Origin of the sequence: Franzmannia qiaohouensis (assembly GCF_031451695.1) — a bacterium.
Lineage (GTDB): Bacteria > Pseudomonadota > Gammaproteobacteria > Pseudomonadales > Halomonadaceae > Franzmannia > Franzmannia qiaohouensis.
The window spans coordinates 394,650-414,530 of the sequence record NZ_JARWAM010000001.1; the positions used below are offsets into that span (position 1 = coordinate 394,650).

The window sequence follows — 19,881 nt, forward strand, 5'->3', positions numbered from 1 at the left end:
GGCAAGGGGATTGCCAGCTCAGCCAACGCCCTGTTCGATCATGGCGTCGGCGACCCTGCGGAAGCCGGCAATGTTGGCGCCCAGCACCAGGTTGCTGGGTTCGCCGAACTCCTCGGCGGTGTCGGCGCACTGCCGGTGGACACTGGCCATGATCGCCTTGAGCTTGGCATCGACTTTCTCCAGTGACCACTGCTGCATACTGCTGTTCTGGGCCATCTCCAGCTGACTGGTGGCCACGCCGCCGGCGTTAGCCGCCTTGCCGGGACCGTAGGCGACCCTGGCATCCAGGAACAGGTCGACGGCGTCGGCGGTGGCGGGCATGTTGGCGCCTTCGCTGATGCAGCGGATGCCATTGCCGAGCAGCGTCTCGGCATCGGCCTTGGTCAGCTCGTTCTGGGTGGCGCAGGGGAAGGCGGCGTCGGCCGGAATGCGCCACACCGCGTGGCCATCGGCCGGGTAGTCTGCCACCGGCACGTAGTGCGCCTCGGGGTGCGTGGCCAGATAGGCCTCCAGCGAGATGCGCTTGACCTCCTTGAGCTCCTTGAGCAGCGCCAGGTCGATGCCGCGTGGATCGTGGAGCATACCGCGGGAATCGGAGCAGGTGATCGGCGTGGCGCCCAGTTCGTAGAGCTTCTCGATGGTATAGATGGCCACGTTGCCGGCACCCGAGACCAGGCAGGTCTTGCCCTCAATGCTCTCGCCGCGGGACTCGAGCATACTCTGGGCGAAGTACACCGCACCGTAGCCGGTGGCTTCCTTGCGGCCGAGCGAGCCGCCCCAGCTCAGGCCCTTGCCGGTCAGCACACCCTCATAGCAGCCGGTCAGGCGCTTGTACTGGCCGAACAGATAGCCGATCTCGCGGGCGCCCACGCCGATATCGCCGGCCGGCACGTCGGTGGCGGGGCCGATATGGCGATAGAGTTCGGTCATGAACGACTGGCAGAAGCGCATGATCTCGGTGTCGGACTTGCCCTTGGGATCGAAGTCGGAGCCACCCTTGCCGCCACCGATGGGCAGGCCTGTGAGGGCGTTCTTGAAGATCTGTTCGAAGCCCAGGAACTTGATGGTGCCCGCGGTGACGCTGGGGTGGAAGCGCAGGCCACCCTTGTAGGGGCCCAGCGCCGAGTTGAACTGCACCCGGTAGCCCTTGTTGACTCGCACCTTGCCGGCGTCATCGGTCCAGCAGACGCGGAACATGATCTGGCGCTCGGGTTCGACGATGCGCTCGATGATGCTGTGGTCGTGGTAGTAGGGGCTGCGCTCGAAGAGTGGGCGCAGGCACTCGAGGACCTCTTCGGCGGCCTGGTAGAACTCAGTCTGGGCCGGACTACTATGGCGCAGGCGTAAAATGGTGTCGTGGACATAGGGCATTGGACGTTTCCCCAACAGTAACGATTGTTGACGGTACAGCGACTCAATGCACCATTATGCAGCGCTTGCATGACCCATGTTGAAAATGAGAGGCAAGGTGTGGGGAAATTCGGCAAAAAAAGCCGATTTTCGGCACCATGCTGGTGCAGTGGCAATGTAGGACAAACGTTGGTTAAACGTCCTGGCGGGGCCATTCGCCAGGACGCTGCTACTCCGTGGTGGCAAGTCGCGGTCAGGGCGCGACGCTGGCACCCTGGATGCCATGGCGCTCGAGAGCCTGCGCGACGAAGCCGCTGGCTTTCATCTCCTCGACGAACTCACGCAGGCAGTCGGCGGCCTGCTCGCCGCGGCCCTTGGGCAGCCCCATGGCCTGCTGAATGACCATGAAGCGGCCCGGCAGCAGGCGCAGTCCGTCATGCTGCTGGCTGTCCTGTTCCAGCTGCTGTTTGACCCCGGCGGCGACCTCGAGCTGCTGCTCGACGAACTGCGCCACTACCGCGGTGGAGGTCGGGGCGCGGACGATCTCGGCCTGCTTGAGCTCGCGGCTCAGGTAGAGGTCGTAGGCGCTGCCCTTGCCCACCACCACCCGTGTGCCGGTGCTATCGACCTGGTCGTTGTCGGTCAGCGGCGAGTCGTCGCTGACCAGATAGCAGCCTTCGATCAGTACATAGGGGGCGGTAAAGTGGATGCCTTCGCCGCGCAGCGGGTCGATGGCGAAGAAGCCGATATCGGCGCGCTCGGCGGTGACGGTCTCGACTGATTGGCCAGCGGAGTCGAAGGCCAGCAGTTCGATCTCGACGCCCAGTCGCTCGGCAAAGGCCCGCGCCAGGTCGACCGAGACGCCGCAGGGCTCGCCACTTTCAGGGTCGCGGCCGGCGAGAATCGGATTGCCCAGGTTGATGGAGGCGCGCAGCACGCCGGTAGGGGCAAGGGTGTTGCGCAGGGCGGAGGGGATTTGCATGGAAGCCTCGTGGGTTTGTCAGTGGTCGATGCGTTCCACGGTAAGCAATCCGCGTCGCAGGGGGAAGTCAGACGTTGTGCGAGGGTGTTGGGGCCCAGCGCGGCGCGTTTTTGCTCTACACTAGCCAACTTTGGCTGAGAGCAGGCAGGTGTCGGACAGTGCCTGATAAGGAGTGAGACCTTGGATCTCGTATGGTGGTTGGCCTATATGGCGCTGGGCGGTTTCGTCGGCCTGATGGCCGGGCTACTGGGAATCGGCGGCGGCGGCATCATGGTACCGGTGCTGACCTCGCTGTTCGTGCTGCAGGGCGTGCCCCACGAACACCTCGCCCACCTGGCGCTGGGCACCTCGATGGCCGCCATCGTGCCGTCGTCGCTGTCGAGCCTGCGCTCGCATCATCGACACGGCGCGGTGCGCTGGCAGGTGGTGCGCTATATCACCCCGGGCATCCTGGCGGGTACCTTCCTGGTGACCTTCGTTGCGGCACTGATTCCGACCCGCGGACTGGCGATCTTCTTCGCCTGCTTCATGCTGCTGATGGCCGTGCAGATGATGATCAACCTCAAGCCCAAGCCGACCCGCGGCCTGCCGGGTCCACTGGGGATCAGCGGAGCCGGCGCCGGGATCGGCGGTATCTCGGCGCTGGTGGCGATCGGCGGTGGGGCGCTTACAGTGCCGTTTCTGACCTGGTGCAATATCAAGGTTCAGCATGCCATCGGCACCTCGGCGGCGGTGGGCCTGCCGATCGCCCTGGCCGGGGCGCTGGGCTACCTGATCAACGGCTGGGGCGTGGCGGGCCTGCCAAGCGCGGCGCTAGGCTATGTCTATCTGCCGGCGCTGCTGCTGATGGCGCCGCTGAGCATCCTCACCGCCCCCATGGGGGCACGGCTCGCCCACCGCCTGCCGGTAGCGACCCTCAAGCGGGTGTTCGCGGTGATGCTGGTGATCCTGGCCATGCAGATGGTCTACACGGTTTCCACGGCGTGAGTGCAGCCTTTTTGTAGGCACCCTCAGCGCAGCGGGTCGAGCAGTTCGCCTAGCCCGTTATGGTCGATCTCGTGCATCAGCTGCAGCAGCCGGCCGAGTTCGCCGGCGGGAAAGCCCTCGCGGGCGAACCAGGCCAGGTAGGGGCCGGGCAGGTCGGCGAGCAGGCGCCCGGCGTACTTGCCGTAGGGCATCTTCATGGTGACCAGGGTCTGCAGGTCCTCGGGGTGCATTGGCGGCGATCCTCGATGTGCAAATCGCCGCCACTCTACGATGCCTGACGCCACAAGGCCATCGTCGCCTAGACCGAGACACCCAGATAGCGCCCCAGCGTGGCCTCGTCGGACATCGACTCGCCGTCGGCGGTTTCGTGCACGATCTGGCCCTCCGACATGAAGTAGGCGCGATCGGCCGCCATTACCGCGGCCTTGACGTTCTGCTCGATCAGCAGCACCGCGACGCCCTCGCGGCTCAGCTCTTTCAGGCTCAGCGCCACATCCTCGACCACGGCGGGCGCCAGGCCTTCCGTCGGCTCATCGAGGATCAGGCAGCCGGGGTTGGTGACCAGGGCACGGCCGATGGCCAGCATCGAGCGCTCGCCGCCGGAAATCTGGTCGCCGTAGGCGCGGCGCCGTCGACCGAGCGAGGGAAACAGCTCGAACACGCGGCTGGGCGACCAGCGTTGCCCGGCGGGGCCCTTGCGTGCGTTCAGCTGCAGGTGCTCGTCGACGCTGAGTGACGGGAACAGCCGGCGCCCCTGGGGCACGTAGCCGACCCCCAACTGTGCGATGCGCTGCGGCGACCAGCCGAGTACCGGCTGGCCGAGCAGCTCCACCGAACCTCGCGCCTGGGGCGGATCGAGCCCCATCAGCGCCCTGGCCAGGGTGGTCTTGCCCACCCCGTTACGCCCCATCACCGCGACACACTCCTGGCCTACGCTGAAGGTGAGGCCCTGCAGCGCCAGACCGAGCCCGTAATGGGCCTCGAGGTGCTCGACGCCTATCATCGTGTCAGCCATCGGCACGCCCCAGGTAGATATCGCGCACGCCCTGATGGGCGGCAATCTCGTCAGGCGTGCCCTCGGCGAACATTTCGCCCTGGTGCAGCACCGAAATGCGGTCGCTGAGTGCCAGCACCATCTCCATGTCGTGTTCGATCATCAGCAGCGTCACCTCCTGGGGCAGGTTGCGCAGGATGCCTTGCAGCACCTGTCGCTCGGCATGTGATAGCCCGGCGGCGGGCTCGTCGAGCAGCAGCAGCCGCGGCTGCTGGGCCATCACCATGGCCAGCTCCAGCTGGCGCAGGGTGCCGTAGGAGAGGTTGGCCACCGTCTCGTCGAGCACCGGCGTCAGGCCCAGCCGCTCGGCGGTGTCCATCAGGTCGTCGTCCAGTCGCGACTGCCAGGGTTGCCACAGCGACGGCAGCCGGCCATTGCCGCGGGCCAGCGCCAGGTTCTCTCGCACCGTGACCGACGGTACCAGGGTCGATACCTGATAGGTGCGGCCGAGGCCCTTGAGGGTGCGCTGGATGACCGTGTCGGTGGTGATGTCATCGCCGAAGAAGCCGATCGAGCCGCGGTCGGGCTTGAGCTCGCCGGCGATCATGTTGAACAGCGTGGTCTTGCCGGCGCCGTTGACGCCAATCAGCCCGCGCCGCTCGCCGGCGTTCACCCGCAGGTGGACGTCGCTGGCCACCATCAGCGAACCGAAGGACTTGGCCAGGCCGGCGACCTCCAGCGCCGGCACAGGGCTCATCTCAGGCTGTGGGTCAGTCATAGTAAGGGTCCGAGCAGTCGCCGGGCGGGAAGTCGCGGCTGTCGGGCTCGCCGGCGAGGTACTCCTCGGCGTCGAAGGGGCCGAACTGGCTGACGTTCTCGTAGGTCTCGATCGGCACATTGACCAGGCGGCCGTCGACCTCCTGCACCTCGTTGATGTAGATGTTCTGCACCGGGTTGCCGTACTCGTCGAGATGGAAAGGGCCGCGCGGCGCATCCGGCATCTCGGTCTCGCGCAGCGCGGCGATCAGCGCGTCGCGGTCGCCGCCGTTGGCGCTCTCGAAGGCGTTCACCGCCATCATGAAGGCCACATAGCCGTGCTCGGCCGGCGCCAGCGGCATGACCTCGTCGCCGTGCATCGCCCAGAAGGCGTCGCGGAACGCCTGGAAGTTGTCGGTCTCCAGGCCTTCGGCATACTGCAGCGCCGAGAGGCCGCCGATGGCCTGCTCGCCCATCTCCGGCAGGTCGCCCACGGCGAAGAAGTTGGAGCCACCGAGCAGCGGCATCTGCGCGTCGATACCGAAGTCGTAGTACTGCTGGAAGAACGCCAGGCCGTCGCTGCCGGCGCCGTTGTAGAGCAGCGCATCGCCGTCCGGCAGGGTCGCCAGGATCGAGCTGTAGTCGGAAGTGCCGGTGGGGTGCCAGATGCGCTCCACCGACTCGCCGCCCGCGGCGCAGAAACCCTTGAGGAAGCCGCCCAGCTGGTTGTAGGGGAAGGAGTAGTCCTGGCCCACCGCAATGATGCGCCGGTGGCCGAGCTCCTCGGCGACGTACTCGCCGAAGGCGAACATCGGCTGCGCCCCGGTCCAGCCGGCGCGCACCACGTTCTCGGCGCGGTCGCGCATGGTGATGTCCTCGGGAGCCGAGTAGGAGATCACCGTCGGCATGCCCGAGCCCTTGGCCCACTCCAGGCCGGCCAGGCCGGTACCGCCGAGCACTGGGCCTACCACCAGGTCGACGTCGTCACGCGACTCCATGGCGCGCAGCCGGTCGACGGTGGTCTCGGCATCGCCCTGGGAGTCGTAGAACTCGACCTCGATATTGAGCGCCTCCAGCTGCTCTGCGAGCTCCTCCATGGCCAGCTCCACGCCCATGCGCTGCTGGTCGCCGAAGAAGGAGAACACCCCGGTGGTGGGGCCGATCACGCCGATGCGCAGGGTGTCGTCGGCCTGCAGGTGGGCGGTGGCGCCTACCGCCAGGGCGGATATGCTGCTTACGATGAGCGTCTTGGCGTACTTCATGGCTCTTCTCCTCGGGTTGTTGTTGTCACAGAAGCCTGGGGCTTCGACTTGCGCGTGAAATACTGCTCGGCGACCTCTGCCAGCCCGCGCGGCATCAGCAGAATCGAGAGCAGCAGCACCACACCGATCACCATCATGTGGCGGTCGGTGTACTGGGAAACCAGAGTCTCCAGGGCGATCAGCACGGCCACGCCAATCGCCGGGCCGAGCAGGCTGCGATAGCCGCCCAGCACAGCGGCGGTCAGCACCCAAACGGCGTGGCCGAGCCCCAGCGGTGACGGCGACATGATGCCCATGTCGTAGACCAGGAAGACCCCCGCCACGCCGGCAATGGCACCCGCCAGCACGAAGGCGGTGAAGCGGGCCAGGGCGACCGGGTGGCCGAGCGCGCGCATGCGCTGCTCATTCTCCTGGATGCCCAGCAGCAGCAGGCCGAAGGGCGAGCGATACAGCCGCCACACGGCGAGGTAGATCGCCACCGTGACCGTCGTGACCAGGGCGTAGAAGACCCGGGTATCGTTGAGATTGAGGTCCCCATATACCGGCATGCGTACCCCGGCGATGCCGTTGTAGCCGCCGGTGACGTCTACCCACTGGAACGACAGCGCCCAGACCATCTGGCCCAGCGCCAGGGTCAGCATCAGGAAGCTGACCTTGCGCGAGCGCACCGTCAGCAGGCCGAAGATCACCGCGCTCAGCGTGGTCAATAGCAGCGCCAGCGTGACCACCAGCGGGAAGGGCAGGCCGAAGCGCACCCCCAGGATGGCGATGGTGTAGCCGCTGATGCCGGCAAAGGTGGTCTGGCACAGCGAGAACCAGCCCAGCCGGCCCGCCAGCAGCGAGAAGCTCAGCGCTGCCAGGGCGTAGATCATCGCCCGGTTTGCCTGGGAGACCGCGTAGTTGCCCATCACCAGCGGCCAGGCCGCAAGGGCGACGAGGATCATCACAATGATCAGGTATTCGCGTTTCATGTCACCCTCCCGAACAGGCCCTGGGGGCGGAAGACCAGGATCAGCGTCATCGGCAGGAACAGGAAGAACAGCGCGAACTGCGGCAGGTAGCCGGTGGCGAAGCTCGACACCATGCCGGTGATCAGCGCGCCGACCGCGGCCCCCTTGAGCGAGCCCATGCCGCCGATGATGATCACCACCAGCGAGAGCATCAACACGCGCACGTCGAGCCCCTGGGTCAGCGACATGTAGGAGGTGCCGATGACGCCGGCGACGCCGGCCAGGAAGCTGGCCACGGCGAACACGCCGCCGAACAGCAGCGGCACGTTGATGCCCTGAGTCATGGCGGTTTCGCGGTCGTCGACGCCGGCGCGAATGGCCGCACCGAGTCGGGTATAGGTCATCACCAGCCATAGCGCGATGCCCAGCAGCACGGCGAAGATCATGATCAGCACCCGGAAGTAGGGGTACATCATCACGCCCAGGTCCACCGGCGCGCGCAGCTCGCGGGGCAGCGGCAGGCTCACCGGCTGCCCGCCGTAGACCACCAGCAGGGCGTCGGCGATGATCAGCCCCACGGCGATGGTCAGCAGCGCCTCGGAGAGGTCCAGGCCGCGTACCCGCTGCAGCAGGAAACGCTCCATCAGCAGTCCGCCGACAAGGGCTACGGCACCGCCAGCGAGAATGCCCAATGGCAGGCTGCCGGTGTCGCGGATCACCTGGACCCCGACATAGCCGCCCAGCAGGTAGAAGGCGCCGTGGGCCAGATTGACCACCCGCATCAGCCCGAAGGCCAGGGTCAGGCCGCTGGCCATGATGAACAGCAGCGCCGCCATGGTCAGGCCGTTGAGGGCCAGGAAGTAGAAGGTGTTCATTGCCACACCCCCCAAGCGTCGTTGAAGCACATGATAAATCAGCCCCGACGAATATTCTTGAAGGCTCGGGTCTGCTCTGTCAGGGCGCGCTCGGTGGGCAGGCGCTCCATGCTCGAGGCGCCGTAGAAACCGTGACAGTCGGGACAGCGAGCCAGAATGTACTCGGCGTCCTCGGGGTCGGCAATCGGGCCGCCGTGGCAGAGCACGATCACATCGTCACGCACGGCCCTGGCCGCCGCCGCCCAGTCGTTGATGGCGCCGACGCAGTCGTCGAGGCTCATGGCGGTCTCGGCGCCGATGCTGCCACCGGTGGTCAGGCCCATATGGCAAACGATGATGTCGGCGCCGGCCTCGGTCATGGCATGGGCGTCCTCGGCGCTGAACACATAGGGCGTGGTGAGCAGCCCGGCGGCGCGGGCCTGGCGGATCATCTCCACTTCCTGGGCGTAGCGCATGCCGGTCTCTTCCAGGTTGGCGCGGAAGGTGCCGTCGATCAGGCCCACGGTGGGGAAGTTCTGTACCCCTGCGAAGCCCATCGCCTTGAGCTCGGCCAGGAACGGTTCCATGAACACGAAGGGGTCGGTGCCGCAGACGCCAGCCAGGACGGGGGTGTTCTGAGTCACCGGCAGCACCTCGCGGGCCATCTCCTTGACGATCTCGTTGGCATTGCCGTAGGGCATGATGCCGGCCAGCGAGCCACGCCCGGCCATGCGGTAGCGGCCGGAGTTATAGATCACGATCAGATCGATACCGCCGGCCTCCTCGCACTTGGCCGAGAGTCCCGTGCCTGCGCCACCGCCGACGATGGGCTCGCCACGTGCCACCATGGCCTGGAAGTGCGCCATCAGCGTCTCTCGATTCCACTTCTTCAATGTGTGCTCCTTGAACGTGTTGCCATGACCTCGCGGAACTGCTCGACCAGTTGTGCCGCGAAGGCCGGGTCATTGATGTGATGGGGCGAGCGAATCAGCTGCCGCTCGGGGGTCTGCTCGACGGTGGCTTCGAGCGCCTCGAACAGCGCGGCGTCGGCCGACGGGTCGTAGAAGGGCTGGCCGGGAGCGTCCAGCGCCGAGACGCCGCCCTCGGGCAGCAGCAAGCGCACGGGCCCGCGGCTGCGGTTGAGCTTGTCGCCGATCCAGCGCCCCATGCGCGCGTTCTCCTCGGCGGTGGTGCGCATCAGGGTGATCTGCGGGTTGTGCTCGTAGAGCAGGCGCTGGCGGTAGGCTGCCGGCAGGGAGTCCGGGGCGCCGAAGTTGACCATGTCCAGCGCCCCCACCGATCCGACGTAGGGCAGCGCGGTACGTGCGACGACATCTAGGCGGGTGTCGCCTGCACTGAACACGCCACCCATGAACAGATCGCAGATCTCGGTGGTGGTGACGTCCAGCAGGCCTTCGATCATGCCGCTGTCGGCGACCTTCTCCAGCGAGCGCCCGCCGGTGCCGGTGGCGTGGAACACCAGGCAGTCGTAGTCGGCCTCGAGGCTGTCGCAGAGCCGGTTCACGCAGTCGGTGGTGACGCCGAACATGCTCAGGCCGATGGCTGGCTTGTCGTCGGCCACCGCCGGGATCTGCTCGCGCAGCATGCCGGCCAGGGCGTGGGCGGCGTTGCCCAGCACCTGCCGCGAGATGCGGTTGAGGCCGGCCACGTCGGTCACCGAGTAGAGCATGGCGATATCGCTGGGGCCGACGTAGGGCGCGACGTTGCCGGAGGCGATGGTCGAGACCAGCAGCTTGGGCACGCCGATGTCCAGCTCGCGCAGCGCCGGGGCGATCAGCGCGGTGCCGCCGGAGCCGCCAATGCCAAGGGCGCCGCCCAGATCGTCGCGCGCGGGCAGCCAGCGGCGCAGCGCCTCGGCCATGGCCGCCACGGCGCGGCCGCGGTCGTTGACGAACACCGCGGCAGCACCCTCGGGGTGGCAGGCGGCGACCTCGGCGGCACTGATGTCGGCAACTCCCTGGGCGTCGCCCTGGGTGCCGACGTCGACGATGCAGCTGGCGACACCGGCGGCGGCCAGGCGTTCGCGCAGGTAGCGCAGCTCGCCGGCCTTGGTGTCGCAGGTGCCGATCAGATAGGCGATGGCTTGCATGGCGTATCTCCTAGCTGGCGCGCTCGGCGGCCCCTTCGAAGGCCAGCCGGAAGGTGTCGCCGACGCGCTGGACCACGTCGTCATGGTCGGCGTCGTCGACCTCGAACTCCGCCCACCATTCGCCGAAGCAGTGGCCGCTGGTGGTGATCGGCTTGAGCCGCATCTCCGACACATAGCCGCGCACCGGCAGCGCCGGGGCGTCGAGGATGCGATAGCAGCACAGGTGCTCGCGGTCGGAGAGCGACAGCAGCTCCTCGCGGATGCCGTTGCCGTCGTGGTCGTGGAAGTGGCGTACGCAGCCCACCTGGTCGGCGGGCTTGCCGTCCTCGATGTAGCTCTTGGCGAAGAACGGGTGATAGTCGGGCAGCCCGTTGAAGTCGCGCAGCACGCGCCAGGCTTGCTCCAGGCTGATCGGCATGACGGCACTGACATAGACGCGGGTCATGGTGTGCTCCTTGTGTGGACTAGCTTATGCAATGGCCTTGAACTGGCGGATCTGCTCGGTGAGAGCGATCTCGGTGGGCAGCCGCTCCATGCTCGAGGCGCCGTAGAAGCCGTGGCAATGCTGGCTCTCGCGCATCACGTAGGCGGCGTCCTCGGGGGTGGCGATGGGCCCGCCGTGGCACAGCACCAGGACGTCGTCGCGCACTGCGCGTGCCGCCGCCGCCCACTCGTCGATCAGCCGCACTGACTCGTCGAGGGTCTTGGCGGTGGCGGCGCCGATGGTGCCGCCCACCGTGACGCCCATATGCGCGACGATGATGTCGGCGCCGGCCTCGGTCATGGCCACCGCCTCCTCGGCGGAGAACACGTAGGGCGTTGTGAGCATGTCCATCTCATGGGCCAGGCGGATCATCTCCACTTCCTGGGCGTAGGTGATGCCGGTCTCCTCGAGGCTGATGCGGAAAGTGCCGTCGATCAGGCCCACGGTGGGGAAGTTCTGCACCCCCGAGAAGCCCAGGTCCTTTAGCTCGCGCAGCAGCTTGGGCATGATCACGAAGGGGTCGGTGCCGTTGACCCCGGCCAGCACAGGGGTGTGCTTGACCACCGGCAGCACCTCCAGCGCCATCTCCTGGACGATCTGGTTGGCGTTGCCGTAGGCCAGCAGTCCGGCGGAGGAGGCGCGTCCCGCCATGCGGTAGCGCCCGGAGTTGTAGATCACGATCAGGTCGATGCCGCCGGCCTCCTCGCACTTGGCCGAGATGCCGGTACCGGCGCCGCCGCCGATGATCGGTTGGCCACGGGTGGCCATGTCACGAAAGCGGGCCATCAAGGTGGTTCTATCGAGCTGGGCCATGCTGGCCTCCTTGTTCTCAGGGTTAGCGGTCGGTTCAGCGCTGGCTATCGGCACGGGCGCTGGCGTGGGGCGGCGCCTTGGTTGGCTTTGGTACGTGGCGCGACCTCAGCAGTCGGCCGAGCTCGCCCACCACGCCCTGACGGAAGGTCAGCACACAGGTCATGAACACCACGCCGATGATCACCGTGACCCAGGCCCCGAACGGGTCCAGGTAGTGGTTGAGGGTGGAGACGATGACGGCGCCCACGGCGGGGCCGAACACGGTGTTCATGCCGCCCAGCAGGGTCATCAGGATGACGTCGCCGGAGGTGTGCCAGTGCACGTCGTAGAGGGCGGCGAGCTGAAAGATGATCGCCTTGAGCGAGCCGGCGATGCCCGACAGTCCCGCGGAGAGGGTGAACACCAGCACCTTATAGCGCGCTACCGGATAGCCCAGCGAGATGGCTCGCGGCTCGTGCTCGCGGATCGCCCGCAGCACCTGGCCGAAGGGCGAGTTGACGGTACGCCATACCACCCACAGCCCGGCGCCGACGATGCCCAGCACCACGTAGTAGAGGGCCGCATCGCTGTTGAGGTCGATGATGCCCAGTAAGGTGCCGCGGGGAATGCGCTGGAGGCCGTCCTCGGCGCCGGTGAAGGGCGCCTGGAGGAAGAAAAAGAACACCAGCTGCGACATCGCCAGGGTGATCATCGCCAGGTAGATGCCGCTGCGGCGAATCGCCAGGGCGCCGATCACTGCGCCGAGCAGGGCTGCCACCAGGCCGCCGGCGAGGATGCCGAGCTCGGTGGGCACGCCGTAGGCCTTGACCAGCTGGCCGGTGACGTAGGCGCCGGTGCCGAAGAAGGCGGCGTGGCCGAAGGAGAGGATGCCGGTATGCCCGAGCAGCAGGTTGAAGGCGCAGGCGAACAGCACGAAGCACAGTGTCTTCATGATGAACACCGAATACACCAGCTGCGGGAAGAAGGGCACCGCCAGCAGTGCCAGCAGGCCGACGATCAGCAGCGGCCAGGTCAGGGAACGCAGGTGCATGGTCAGCCCTCCTCTCGGCCGAACAGGCCGGCAGGGCGCAGCAGCAGCACCAGCACCATGACCAGGAACACGATGGTCGAGGAGAACTCCGAGTAGAACACCCGGGTGAAGCCCTCCACCACGCCCAGCCCCAGGCCGGTGACGATGGCGCCCATGATCGAGCCCAGGCCACCGATGACGACCACCGCGAAGATAATGATCACCAGGCTCGAGCCCATCGACGGGTTGACGTGGAAGATCGGCGCGGCGAGTACCCCGGCAAACGCCGCCAGGCCCACCCCAACCCCGTAGGTCAGGGTCACCAGCCGCGGCACGTCGATGCCGAAGGCCTGGGTCAGTTCGGCGCGCTCGGTGGCGGCACGCAGATTGGCGCCCAGCGAGGTGCGTTCGATCACGAACCAGGTCACCAGGCATACCAGCAGGGCGGCGACGATCACGAAGCCGCGATACATCGGCAGGATCATGAAGCCCAGGTTGAGGGTGCCGCGCAGCGCCTCGGGGGTGGCGAAGGGCTGGCCGGAGGAGCCGAAGGCAACCCGGAAGCCGCCCTCCAGCACCAGCACCAGGCTGAAGGTCAGCAGCAGGCCGTAGATCGGGTCGAGCCCGTACAGCCGGCGCAGGAACAGCCACTCGAACAGCATGCCGAACAGCGCCACGGCCAGGGGGGCCACCAGCAGCGTGGTCCAGTAGTTGGCGCCGAGATGCTGGGCGAGCAGAAAGGCGGTGAAGGCGCCCAGCATGAAGAAGGCGCCGTGGGCGAAGTTGACGATCTTGAGCACGCCGAAGATGATCGCCAGGCCGAGGCTCAAGACGGCATAGAAGGAGCCGTTGACGATACCCAGCATGAGCTGACCCATCAGGGCCTGAATGGGTACACCGAAGATATCCATGATTGACTGCTCACAGAGAGAACGAAGGGGCGACGATCAGCATCACACCGCTGCCCGGGGAGCCCCCCGGGCAGCGGCCGCGCTCACTGGTTGTGTTCGAGCAGGTAGCAGCTGCTGTCTTCTAGCGGCTGGAAGGCCTCTTCGCCGGGGATGGTGGCCACCAGGCGCAGGAAGTCGTAGTCATACTCCGACTCGTCGGGTGCCTTGACTTCCCACAGGTACTGGTCGTGGACCATGCGGCCGTTGGGGCGGATATAGCCGCCGCTGGCGAAGAAGTCGTTGATCTCCAGTTCGCGCATCTGCTCGGAGACGGCGTCCGGGTCATCCGTGCCAGCGGCTTCCACGGCGTTGAGGTAGTGCATGGTGGAGGAGTAGTTGCCGGCCTGGGCCATGTTGGGCATGCGGCCGGTGCGCTCGTAGAAGCGCTGGGAGAACTCGCGGGTCTCGTCGTCGGCATCCCAGTAGAAGGCGTTGGTCAGCAGCAGCCCCTGGGCCGCCTCCAGGCCGAGGCTGACGATGTCGTCGTACCACAGCAGCAGGGCAGCCGGGCGTTGATCTGGGGAGACCCCGAACTCGGACAGCGCGTTGATGGCGTTGATGGCATCGGCGCCGGTGGAGGCGATACCGATGATCTCGGCGCCGGAGGCCTGGGCCTGGAGGGCGTAAGAGGAGAAGTCGGTGGTGTCCAGCGGGTGGCGGGCGGCGCCCACGACCTGGCCGCCGGCCTCGCGCACCACCTCGGAGACCTGCTCCTCGAGGCCGATGCCGAAGGCGAAGTCGACGGTGAGGAAGAACCAGGTGTCACCGCCGTCCTCGACGATCGTCTTGCCGGTGCCCTGGGCCAGCGAATAGGCGTCGTAGGTGTAGTGGGTCACATAGGGGGAGCAGTAGTCGTTGGTCAGCCCGATGTTGGACGCCGAGTTGGAAATGGCGTGGCGCTGACGCTCTTCGGCCACCGCCGCCACCGCCAGGGCGACCCCGGAGTTGGAGAGGTCGTTGATCATGTCGACGCCGTCGTTGTCGTACCACTCTCGGGCACGACTGGCGCCGGTATCGGCGCGGTTGCGGTGATCGCCGTAGATCACCTCGATCGGCACGCCGCCGACCTCACCGCCGAAGTCCTCCACCGCCATGCGCACGGCTTCCACCGCAGCCTCGCCGGAGAGGTCGGTGTAGATGCCGGACATGTCGGTCAGCACGCCGATACGCACTACATCATCGGAAAAGCCATTGCTGGCCATGGCGCCGGAGGCGGCGCCCATGGCGAGCACCATCGACGACAGGGCGAAGGTTTTCAAAGGGGTCTTGGCTGGCATGTTAATCTCCTGTGCTCGTTGTAAATGTTGTTATAGTTGGCCTTGAGCAGCCGCTTTCTGTTATGTGTTGCTGCTATCAGTAAGGGCCAAAAAGAGTGATCCCGCCATGGCGTCAGCACACGACTACCTATCCGAAACCCACATCGTGGGTGACGATACCCAGCAGTGGATCGTGCGCGTTGACGACTGCCAGGCGCTGAAGGATCGGCACATTTCCCACGTCGGGGTCGGCGATGCCGCGGTGCCCTACCGCATCGTGCGCACGCGGCTCAGCGGCGCCTATATCCACGGCTCGCTGGGCGGCGAGGGGCGCATGCTGCTCGACGGCGGCTGGTGCAGCATGCGCCGCAACATGATGTCCTTCGCTCCGGCCCACGGCCTGCACGCCTTCCATGCCGTGCCGGGAAGCCGCTGGCAGTACTGCTGGGTGCGCTACCTGCCGAGTGCGCCGCGCTCGGTGGTGGGCACCATCGCGCCGATCATGCAGCACTTCGATCCCGAGCCGATGAAGCACGCCATCCTGGGGCTCTACAGCGAGGTGTTTCACGGCCAGGGCGATGCCGCCAGCTGCGAGATGTGGGGCGATACCATCGAGCGCTATATCTCGCGCTTCGCCGATCCGTGGCGGCGCGACGCGCGCATCGTGGCGGTGTTCGACGCGGTGATCCCGACCCTGGAGAAGCACTGGACCATCGAGGAGATGGCCGAGATCGCCCACGTCAGCAGCGAGCATCTGCGGCGTATCAGCCGCAAGGTGTTCGGCCGCAGCCCCATGCAGCAGCTGGCCCAGCTGCGCATGCAGCACGCCGCTCACCTGCTGGCCACCAGCAGCCTGCCGGTGGAGGAGATCGCCGGACGGGTCGGCTACCAGAGCCCATTCGCCTTCTCCAAGACCTTCAAGCGCATGAAGGGGGTCTCGCCGTCGCACTTTCGCCACCATAGCCAGGCGTGAGCGCGCTCAGACACCGAGCTGGGCCAGCAGCGCATCGGCGTTGTGCTCGATGCTCTGGCGGTCGTAGCTGGCCACCACCTGGCCGTGGTCGACCAGGTAGTGGTGGTCGGCCAGCGACATCGCGAAGCGCAGGTTCTGCTCTACTAGCAGGATGGTGTAGCCCTGTTCCTTGAGGTGGCGGATGGTGTTGCCGATCTGCTCGACGATGGCCGGCGCCAGGCCTTCGGTGGGCTCGTCGAGGAGCAGAAAGCGTGCTCCGGTGCGCAGGATGCGGCCGATCGCCAGCATCTGCTGCTCGCCCCCGGAGAGCTTGGAGCCGGGGCTGCGCAGGCGTTCACGCAGGTTGGGAAAGAGGTCGAGTATCTGCTCGGTGGAAAGACCGCTGGAATTGATGCGCCGCGGCAACTCGAGGTTCTCGCGTACGTCCAGGGTGGCATAGATGCCGCGGTCCTCGGGGCAGAAGGCGATCCCTTGGCGAGCGATATGGTAGGGCCGCCGGTCGACGGTCTCGACGCCTTGCAGGGCAATGCTGCCCTGGCGCCGCGGCACGATGCCCATGATCGACTTGAGGGTCGTCGACTTGCCGGCGCCGTTGCGCCCCAGCAGGGTCACCACCTGGCCCTCGGGCACCTCGAGATCGATGCCGTGGAGCACGTGGCTTTCGCCGTACCAGGCCTGCAGGCCGCGGATGCTGAGCATTGGCGCGGGGCGCGGGTCGAGTGCTGGTTCAGCCATGCGCGGCACCTCCGATATAGGATTCAATGACTCGCGGGTCCTTGGACACCGTGGCGTAGTCGCCCTCCACCAGCACCTCGCCGCGGGCCAGTACCGTGATGCGGTCGCACAGCTCGGCGACCACGCCGAGGTTGTGCTCGACCATCAGCACGGTGCGGCCCTCGGCGACGCGACGGATGAGCGCGGCAATGCGGCCGACGTCCTCGGTGCCCATGCCGGCCAGCGGCTCGTCGAGCAGCATCACCTGCGGATCCAGTGCCAGGGTAGTGGCCAGCTCCAGGGCGCGCTTGCGGCCGTAGGGCAGTTCGGCGGCGGGAGTGTCGACCACATCGCTCAGGCCAACGTCGTCGAGCAGCTCCTCGGCACGCCGTCGCTGGTGGTCGAGGCGCCGGTGCGAACCCCAGAAGTCATAGGATTCACCGCGGTGGCGCTGCAGTGCCAGCTTGACGTTCTCCAGCGCGGTAAGGCGGCCGAACACCGCCGAGATCTGGAACGAACGCACCAGCCCCAGGCGGGCAATCTGGTCCGGTTTGAGGGCGGTGATATCGCGGCCCTTGAACAGGATCTGGCCGCTGGTGGGGGCCAGGAATTTGGTGAGCAGATTGAAGCAGGTCGTCTTGCCGGCGCCGTTGGCGCCGATCATGGCGTGGATGGTGCCCGGCAGCACCTGAAAAGAGATGTCGTTGACCGCCTTGAAGCCCTTGAAGCTCTTGGTCAGGCCGGTGGTCTCGATGATTGCCTCTGGCATCACAGGCTCCGCCGCTATTGTCGTTATGGGTGCGTATTTGGCCGCCGGGCGGTCTCGCCCGGCCATTCAGTTATGGTGCATACAGGGCCATTTCGCCATGATCATAGCGCACGACAAACTATCCGAAACCCACATTGGGATTGCGGGTCGGCTGGCGGTGATCCATGCAATTTGTTGAAAAATAGATGAAAAATTAATCGTGCCAGACCCTTAGCTGGCGCAGATGCGCTTCCTGTGCCTGGCCGGGGCTTAGCGGTGCCAGGTGCACCTCGCTGCCCGGCAGGCACTGGGCGAGAGTGGCGCAGGCGCTGGGGGTGAGGGCGCCCAGCCGCGGGTAGCCGCCGATGGTCTGCCGGTCGTTGAGCAGCACAATGGGCTGGCCGTCGGCGGGTACCTGCACGGCGCCCAGCGGAATGCCCTCCGAGACCATGCCGCGCAGCGAGCAACGCAGCGCCGGGCCGGTCAGCCGCACGCCCATGCGGTCGGCGCGGTTGTCGACATGCCAGGGCAGGTTGAAGGCGCGGAACAGGCTGGCGCCGCTGAAGTGGGCGATCTGCGCACCGGGCACCAGCGCCAGGTGGCAGCCTGGCTCGGGCATGCGCGGTCCCCGGCCCTCGGGCAGCCGACGCTCGGCGGGCGCCGCGCCGGGCCAGCCGAGGCGGTCGCCGACGGCCAGCGGCTGGCCGTCGCCGTTGAGGCCGCCCAGGCGTTCGCGCACGGTGCAGGCGCGGCTGCCCAGCACCTCGGGGGCTGCGAGGCCGCCGGGGAACGCCAGGTAGGTGCGCAGCCCGGCGCGCGGCTGGCGGAATACCAGCCGCTGGCCGGGGCGCACCGTGAAGCTGGTGCCGGGAGTGAGCGGCGCATCGTCGAGGGTGGCGGCGAGGTCGGCGCCGGCCAGCGCCAGGCGGGTGGCCCGCTCTACCTCGAGGGTCAGACCGCCGCCCATGACGATTTCCAGGGCGGCACTGTCGAGGGGGTTGCCGAGCAGCCAGTTGGCCCAGCGAAACGAGATCCAGTCGGCGGCACCGCCCTGGGTCACCCCCAGGTGGCGCACGCCGAATCGGCCGCCATCCTCCACCAGCGCCAGCGGGCCGGCCTGCTTGACCACCATGCCGTCGCTCATGGGCGCTCCTCCAGCGGCGTGGTGTCACCTCCCTCGGCTTCGAACTCGGCGCGCGAGATGGCCGTGAAGCGGACCTTGTCGCCGGGGCGCAGCAGCGGCTCGCCGCGCCGCGCGTGCTCGAACAGCGGCACCGCGGTGCGGCCGAGGATATTCCAGCCGCCGGGTGAGAGCAGCGGGTAAATGGCCGTCTGGCGATCGGCGATGCCGACGCTGCCGGCGGCGACCTTGTGTCGCGGCGTCTCGAGGCGCGGGGTCGCCAGCGCCTCATCGACCAGCCCCATGAAGCCGTAGCCGGGGGCGAAGCCCAGCGCGAACACGCAGTAGTCGTGGTCGCAGTGGCGCGCGATCAGCGTCTCGACGTCGAGGCCGGCGCGCTTGGCGACCCGCGGCAGCTCCGGACCGACGCTCTCGTCGTACCACACCGGGATCTCGTGCAGCCGTCCGGCCTGGGTGTCGGCGGGGGCCAAGCCCTCCAGGGCTTCCAGGCTGCGCGCACGTGCCTCGAGGTGGCCGAGCCGCTGGCAGTCGTAGTGCACCAGCAGGGTGGTATAGGAGGGCACCAGGTCGATCAGCGCCGCGCCGAAGGCATCGCGCAGGGCGCGGTCGGCGGCCATGACCCAGGCCATGTTGCGCTCGTCGATGGTGTCGAACAAGCGCACCATCAGGGCATCCATGGCGGTGGTGTCGATACGTGGCGTCACGCCTGCTCCAGCGCCTGGAAGGCTTCGCGAATGGCGCGCACCGCGGCCACCGACTCGGGATTGTCACCGTGCACGCAGAGGGTGTCGCTGGGCAGCTGCAGCACGGTGCCATCCAGGGCGGTGAGCGGCTCGCCCTTGGCCAGCGCCACGGCCTGGGCAACGATGGTCGCCTGATCGTGATGCACGGCGTTCGGCAGGCGCCGCGAGGCGAGGTGGCCGTTGCCATCATAGGCGCGGTCGGCGAAGGTCTCGAACCAAATCGTCACGCCCATGCGCGCCGCCAGCTCGCGGCTCGGCGCCGGGTCGGCGGTGGACATCAGCATCAGCGGCAGGCTGGGGTCGTAGGCGCGTACCGCGCGCATGACGCCCTCGAGCAGCGCCGGGTCGCGGGCCATGTCGTTGTACAGCGCGCCGTGGGGCTTGATGTAGTGCAGCCGGGTGCCCTCGGCCTGGCAGATGCCGGCCAGCGCACCGACCTGGTAGAGCACCAGGTCTTCGGCCTCGGCGGGCGTACAGGCCATCGAGCGGCGGCCGAAGCCCATCAGGTCGGGGTAGCCGGGATGGGCGCCGATGCGCACCCCGTGCTCGGCGGCCAGTGCCACGGTGCGGCGCATCACGTGGGGGTCGGAGGCGTGGAAGCCGCAGGCGATGTTGGCACAGTCGACATAGGGCATGGCCTCGGCGTCCATGCCCAGGGTCCAGTTGCCGAAGCTCTCGCCCATGTCGCAGTTGAGCAGGGGAATGGCCATGAGGGCTCCTGTTATTATTGAAGAAGGTTATCCGGATATGAACACCAATATATGAACTCGACTCCTCGAGTGCCAATCGTTTTTGGCGATATTGA

22 protein-coding genes are annotated in these 19,881 nt (G+C 67.1%); 2 read left to right on the forward strand and 20 right to left on the reverse strand.

What is annotated here, in order from left to right:
- Nucleotides 1-18: 18 nt before the first annotated feature.
- Both gdhA and QC821_RS01890 read right to left on the reverse strand, forming a co-directional pair.
- Nucleotides 19-1,371, reverse strand: a complete 1,353-nt coding sequence (gene gdhA, locus QC821_RS01885) for an NADP-specific glutamate dehydrogenase (protein WP_309716223.1) — start codon at nucleotides 1,369-1,371, stop codon at nucleotides 19-21.
- Nucleotides 1,372-1,603: 232 nt separating this feature from the next.
- Nucleotides 1,604-2,332 carry an ABC transporter substrate-binding protein gene (locus tag QC821_RS01890; RefSeq protein ID WP_309716226.1) on the reverse strand — a complete coding sequence of 243 codons (729 nt, stop codon included), beginning with the start codon at nucleotides 2,330-2,332 and terminating at the stop codon, nucleotides 1,604-1,606.
- A gap of 180 nt (nucleotides 2,333-2,512) precedes the next feature.
- On the opposite strand from QC821_RS01890, the gene QC821_RS01895 reads away from it, so the two are divergent.
- Complete coding sequence (locus QC821_RS01895; RefSeq protein ID WP_309716228.1) at nucleotides 2,513-3,319, forward strand: sulfite exporter TauE/SafE family protein; 807 nt, start codon at nucleotides 2,513-2,515, stop codon at nucleotides 3,317-3,319.
- Between the two features lie 23 nt (nucleotides 3,320-3,342).
- On the opposite strand, the gene QC821_RS01900 is transcribed toward QC821_RS01895, so the two are convergent.
- The 13 genes from QC821_RS01900 to QC821_RS01960 form a co-directional block, all read right to left on the reverse strand.
- Nucleotides 3,343-3,549, reverse strand: a complete 207-nt coding sequence (locus tag QC821_RS01900; protein ID WP_309716231.1) for a DUF3820 family protein — start codon at nucleotides 3,547-3,549, stop codon at nucleotides 3,343-3,345.
- A 68-nt stretch (nucleotides 3,550-3,617) separates the two neighbouring features.
- Entirely contained in the window at nucleotides 3,618-4,334 is a 717-nt protein-coding gene (locus QC821_RS01905; RefSeq protein ID WP_309716234.1) for an ABC transporter ATP-binding protein, read from the reverse strand.
- The gene (locus QC821_RS01910; RefSeq protein WP_309716237.1) at nucleotides 4,327-5,091 is read right to left on the reverse strand and encodes an ABC transporter ATP-binding protein; all 765 of its coding nucleotides are present in this window, start codon (nucleotides 5,089-5,091) and stop codon (nucleotides 4,327-4,329) included. The genes QC821_RS01905 and QC821_RS01910 overlap by 8 nt, the downstream gene beginning before the upstream one ends.
- Entirely contained in the window at nucleotides 5,084-6,331 is a 1,248-nt protein-coding gene (locus QC821_RS01915) for an ABC transporter substrate-binding protein (RefSeq protein ID WP_309716240.1), read from the reverse strand. The genes QC821_RS01910 and QC821_RS01915 overlap by 8 nt, the downstream gene beginning before the upstream one ends.
- Nucleotides 6,328-7,302 carry a branched-chain amino acid ABC transporter permease gene (locus QC821_RS01920; RefSeq protein WP_309716243.1) on the reverse strand — a complete coding sequence of 325 codons (975 nt, stop codon included), beginning with the start codon at nucleotides 7,300-7,302 and terminating at the stop codon, nucleotides 6,328-6,330. Before QC821_RS01920 ends, QC821_RS01915 begins: the two co-directional genes overlap by 4 nt.
- Nucleotides 7,299-8,156, reverse strand: a complete 858-nt coding sequence (locus QC821_RS01925) for a branched-chain amino acid ABC transporter permease (protein ID WP_309716244.1) — start codon at nucleotides 8,154-8,156, stop codon at nucleotides 7,299-7,301. The genes QC821_RS01920 and QC821_RS01925 overlap by 4 nt, the downstream gene beginning before the upstream one ends.
- A 38-nt stretch (nucleotides 8,157-8,194) precedes the next feature.
- Complete coding sequence (locus QC821_RS01930) at nucleotides 8,195-9,028, reverse strand: phosphoenolpyruvate hydrolase family protein (RefSeq protein ID WP_309716247.1); 834 nt, start codon at nucleotides 9,026-9,028, stop codon at nucleotides 8,195-8,197.
- A complete protein-coding gene (locus QC821_RS01935; RefSeq protein ID WP_309716249.1) occupies nucleotides 9,025-10,245 on the reverse strand; it encodes a Tm-1-like ATP-binding domain-containing protein in 1,221 nt (406 codons plus the stop codon). The genes QC821_RS01930 and QC821_RS01935 overlap by 4 nt, the downstream gene beginning before the upstream one ends.
- Nucleotides 10,246-10,255: 10 nt before the next feature.
- Nucleotides 10,256-10,690 carry an SRPBCC family protein gene (locus tag QC821_RS01940; protein WP_309716252.1) on the reverse strand — a complete coding sequence of 145 codons (435 nt, stop codon included), beginning with the start codon at nucleotides 10,688-10,690 and terminating at the stop codon, nucleotides 10,256-10,258.
- Between the two features lie 24 nt (nucleotides 10,691-10,714).
- Nucleotides 10,715-11,542, reverse strand: coding sequence for a phosphoenolpyruvate hydrolase family protein (locus QC821_RS01945; RefSeq protein ID WP_309716255.1), 828 nt, complete (start codon nucleotides 11,540-11,542; stop codon nucleotides 10,715-10,717).
- Nucleotides 11,543-11,576: 34 nt separating this feature from the next.
- Entirely contained in the window at nucleotides 11,577-12,572 is a 996-nt protein-coding gene (locus tag QC821_RS01950; protein WP_309716257.1) for a branched-chain amino acid ABC transporter permease, read from the reverse strand.
- A 2-nt stretch (nucleotides 12,573-12,574) separates the two neighbouring features.
- Nucleotides 12,575-13,462, reverse strand: coding sequence for a branched-chain amino acid ABC transporter permease (locus tag QC821_RS01955; RefSeq protein WP_309716260.1), 888 nt, complete (start codon nucleotides 13,460-13,462; stop codon nucleotides 12,575-12,577).
- 83 nt (nucleotides 13,463-13,545) lie between these two features.
- Complete coding sequence (locus QC821_RS01960) at nucleotides 13,546-14,778, reverse strand: ABC transporter substrate-binding protein (RefSeq protein ID WP_309716262.1); 1,233 nt, start codon at nucleotides 14,776-14,778, stop codon at nucleotides 13,546-13,548.
- Nucleotides 14,779-14,884: 106 nt separating this feature from the next.
- Between QC821_RS01960 and QC821_RS01965 the strand changes: the two genes are divergently transcribed.
- Nucleotides 14,885-15,730 carry a helix-turn-helix transcriptional regulator gene (locus QC821_RS01965; RefSeq protein ID WP_309716265.1) on the forward strand — a complete coding sequence of 282 codons (846 nt, stop codon included), beginning with the start codon at nucleotides 14,885-14,887 and terminating at the stop codon, nucleotides 15,728-15,730.
- A gap of 6 nt (nucleotides 15,731-15,736) precedes the next feature.
- On the opposite strand, the gene QC821_RS01970 is transcribed toward QC821_RS01965, so the two are convergent.
- The 5 genes from QC821_RS01970 to QC821_RS01990 all read right to left on the reverse strand — a co-directional run bounded on the left by QC821_RS01970 (nucleotide 15,737) and on the right by QC821_RS01990 (nucleotide 19,786).
- Nucleotides 15,737-16,465, reverse strand: a complete 729-nt coding sequence (locus QC821_RS01970; protein WP_309716268.1) for an ABC transporter ATP-binding protein — start codon at nucleotides 16,463-16,465, stop codon at nucleotides 15,737-15,739.
- Nucleotides 16,458-17,213, reverse strand: coding sequence for an ABC transporter ATP-binding protein (locus QC821_RS01975; protein WP_309716270.1), 756 nt, complete (start codon nucleotides 17,211-17,213; stop codon nucleotides 16,458-16,460). The genes QC821_RS01970 and QC821_RS01975 overlap by 8 nt, the downstream gene beginning before the upstream one ends.
- A 193-nt stretch (nucleotides 17,214-17,406) precedes the next feature.
- Nucleotides 17,407-18,336 (reverse strand): 5-oxoprolinase subunit C family protein, encoded by a 930-nt coding sequence (locus QC821_RS01980; protein ID WP_309716273.1) that lies wholly within the window; start codon nucleotides 18,334-18,336, stop codon nucleotides 17,407-17,409.
- Nucleotides 18,333-19,037: a 5-oxoprolinase subunit PxpB gene (gene pxpB, locus QC821_RS01985; protein WP_309716276.1), complete on the reverse strand. Its 705-nt coding sequence runs from the start codon at nucleotides 19,035-19,037 to the stop codon at nucleotides 18,333-18,335. The genes QC821_RS01980 and pxpB overlap by 4 nt, the downstream gene beginning before the upstream one ends.
- Nucleotides 19,034-19,786, reverse strand: a complete 753-nt coding sequence (locus tag QC821_RS01990) for a 5-oxoprolinase subunit PxpA (protein ID WP_309716278.1) — start codon at nucleotides 19,784-19,786, stop codon at nucleotides 19,034-19,036. Before QC821_RS01990 ends, pxpB begins: the two co-directional genes overlap by 4 nt.
- Nucleotides 19,787-19,881 lie beyond the last annotated feature (95 nt).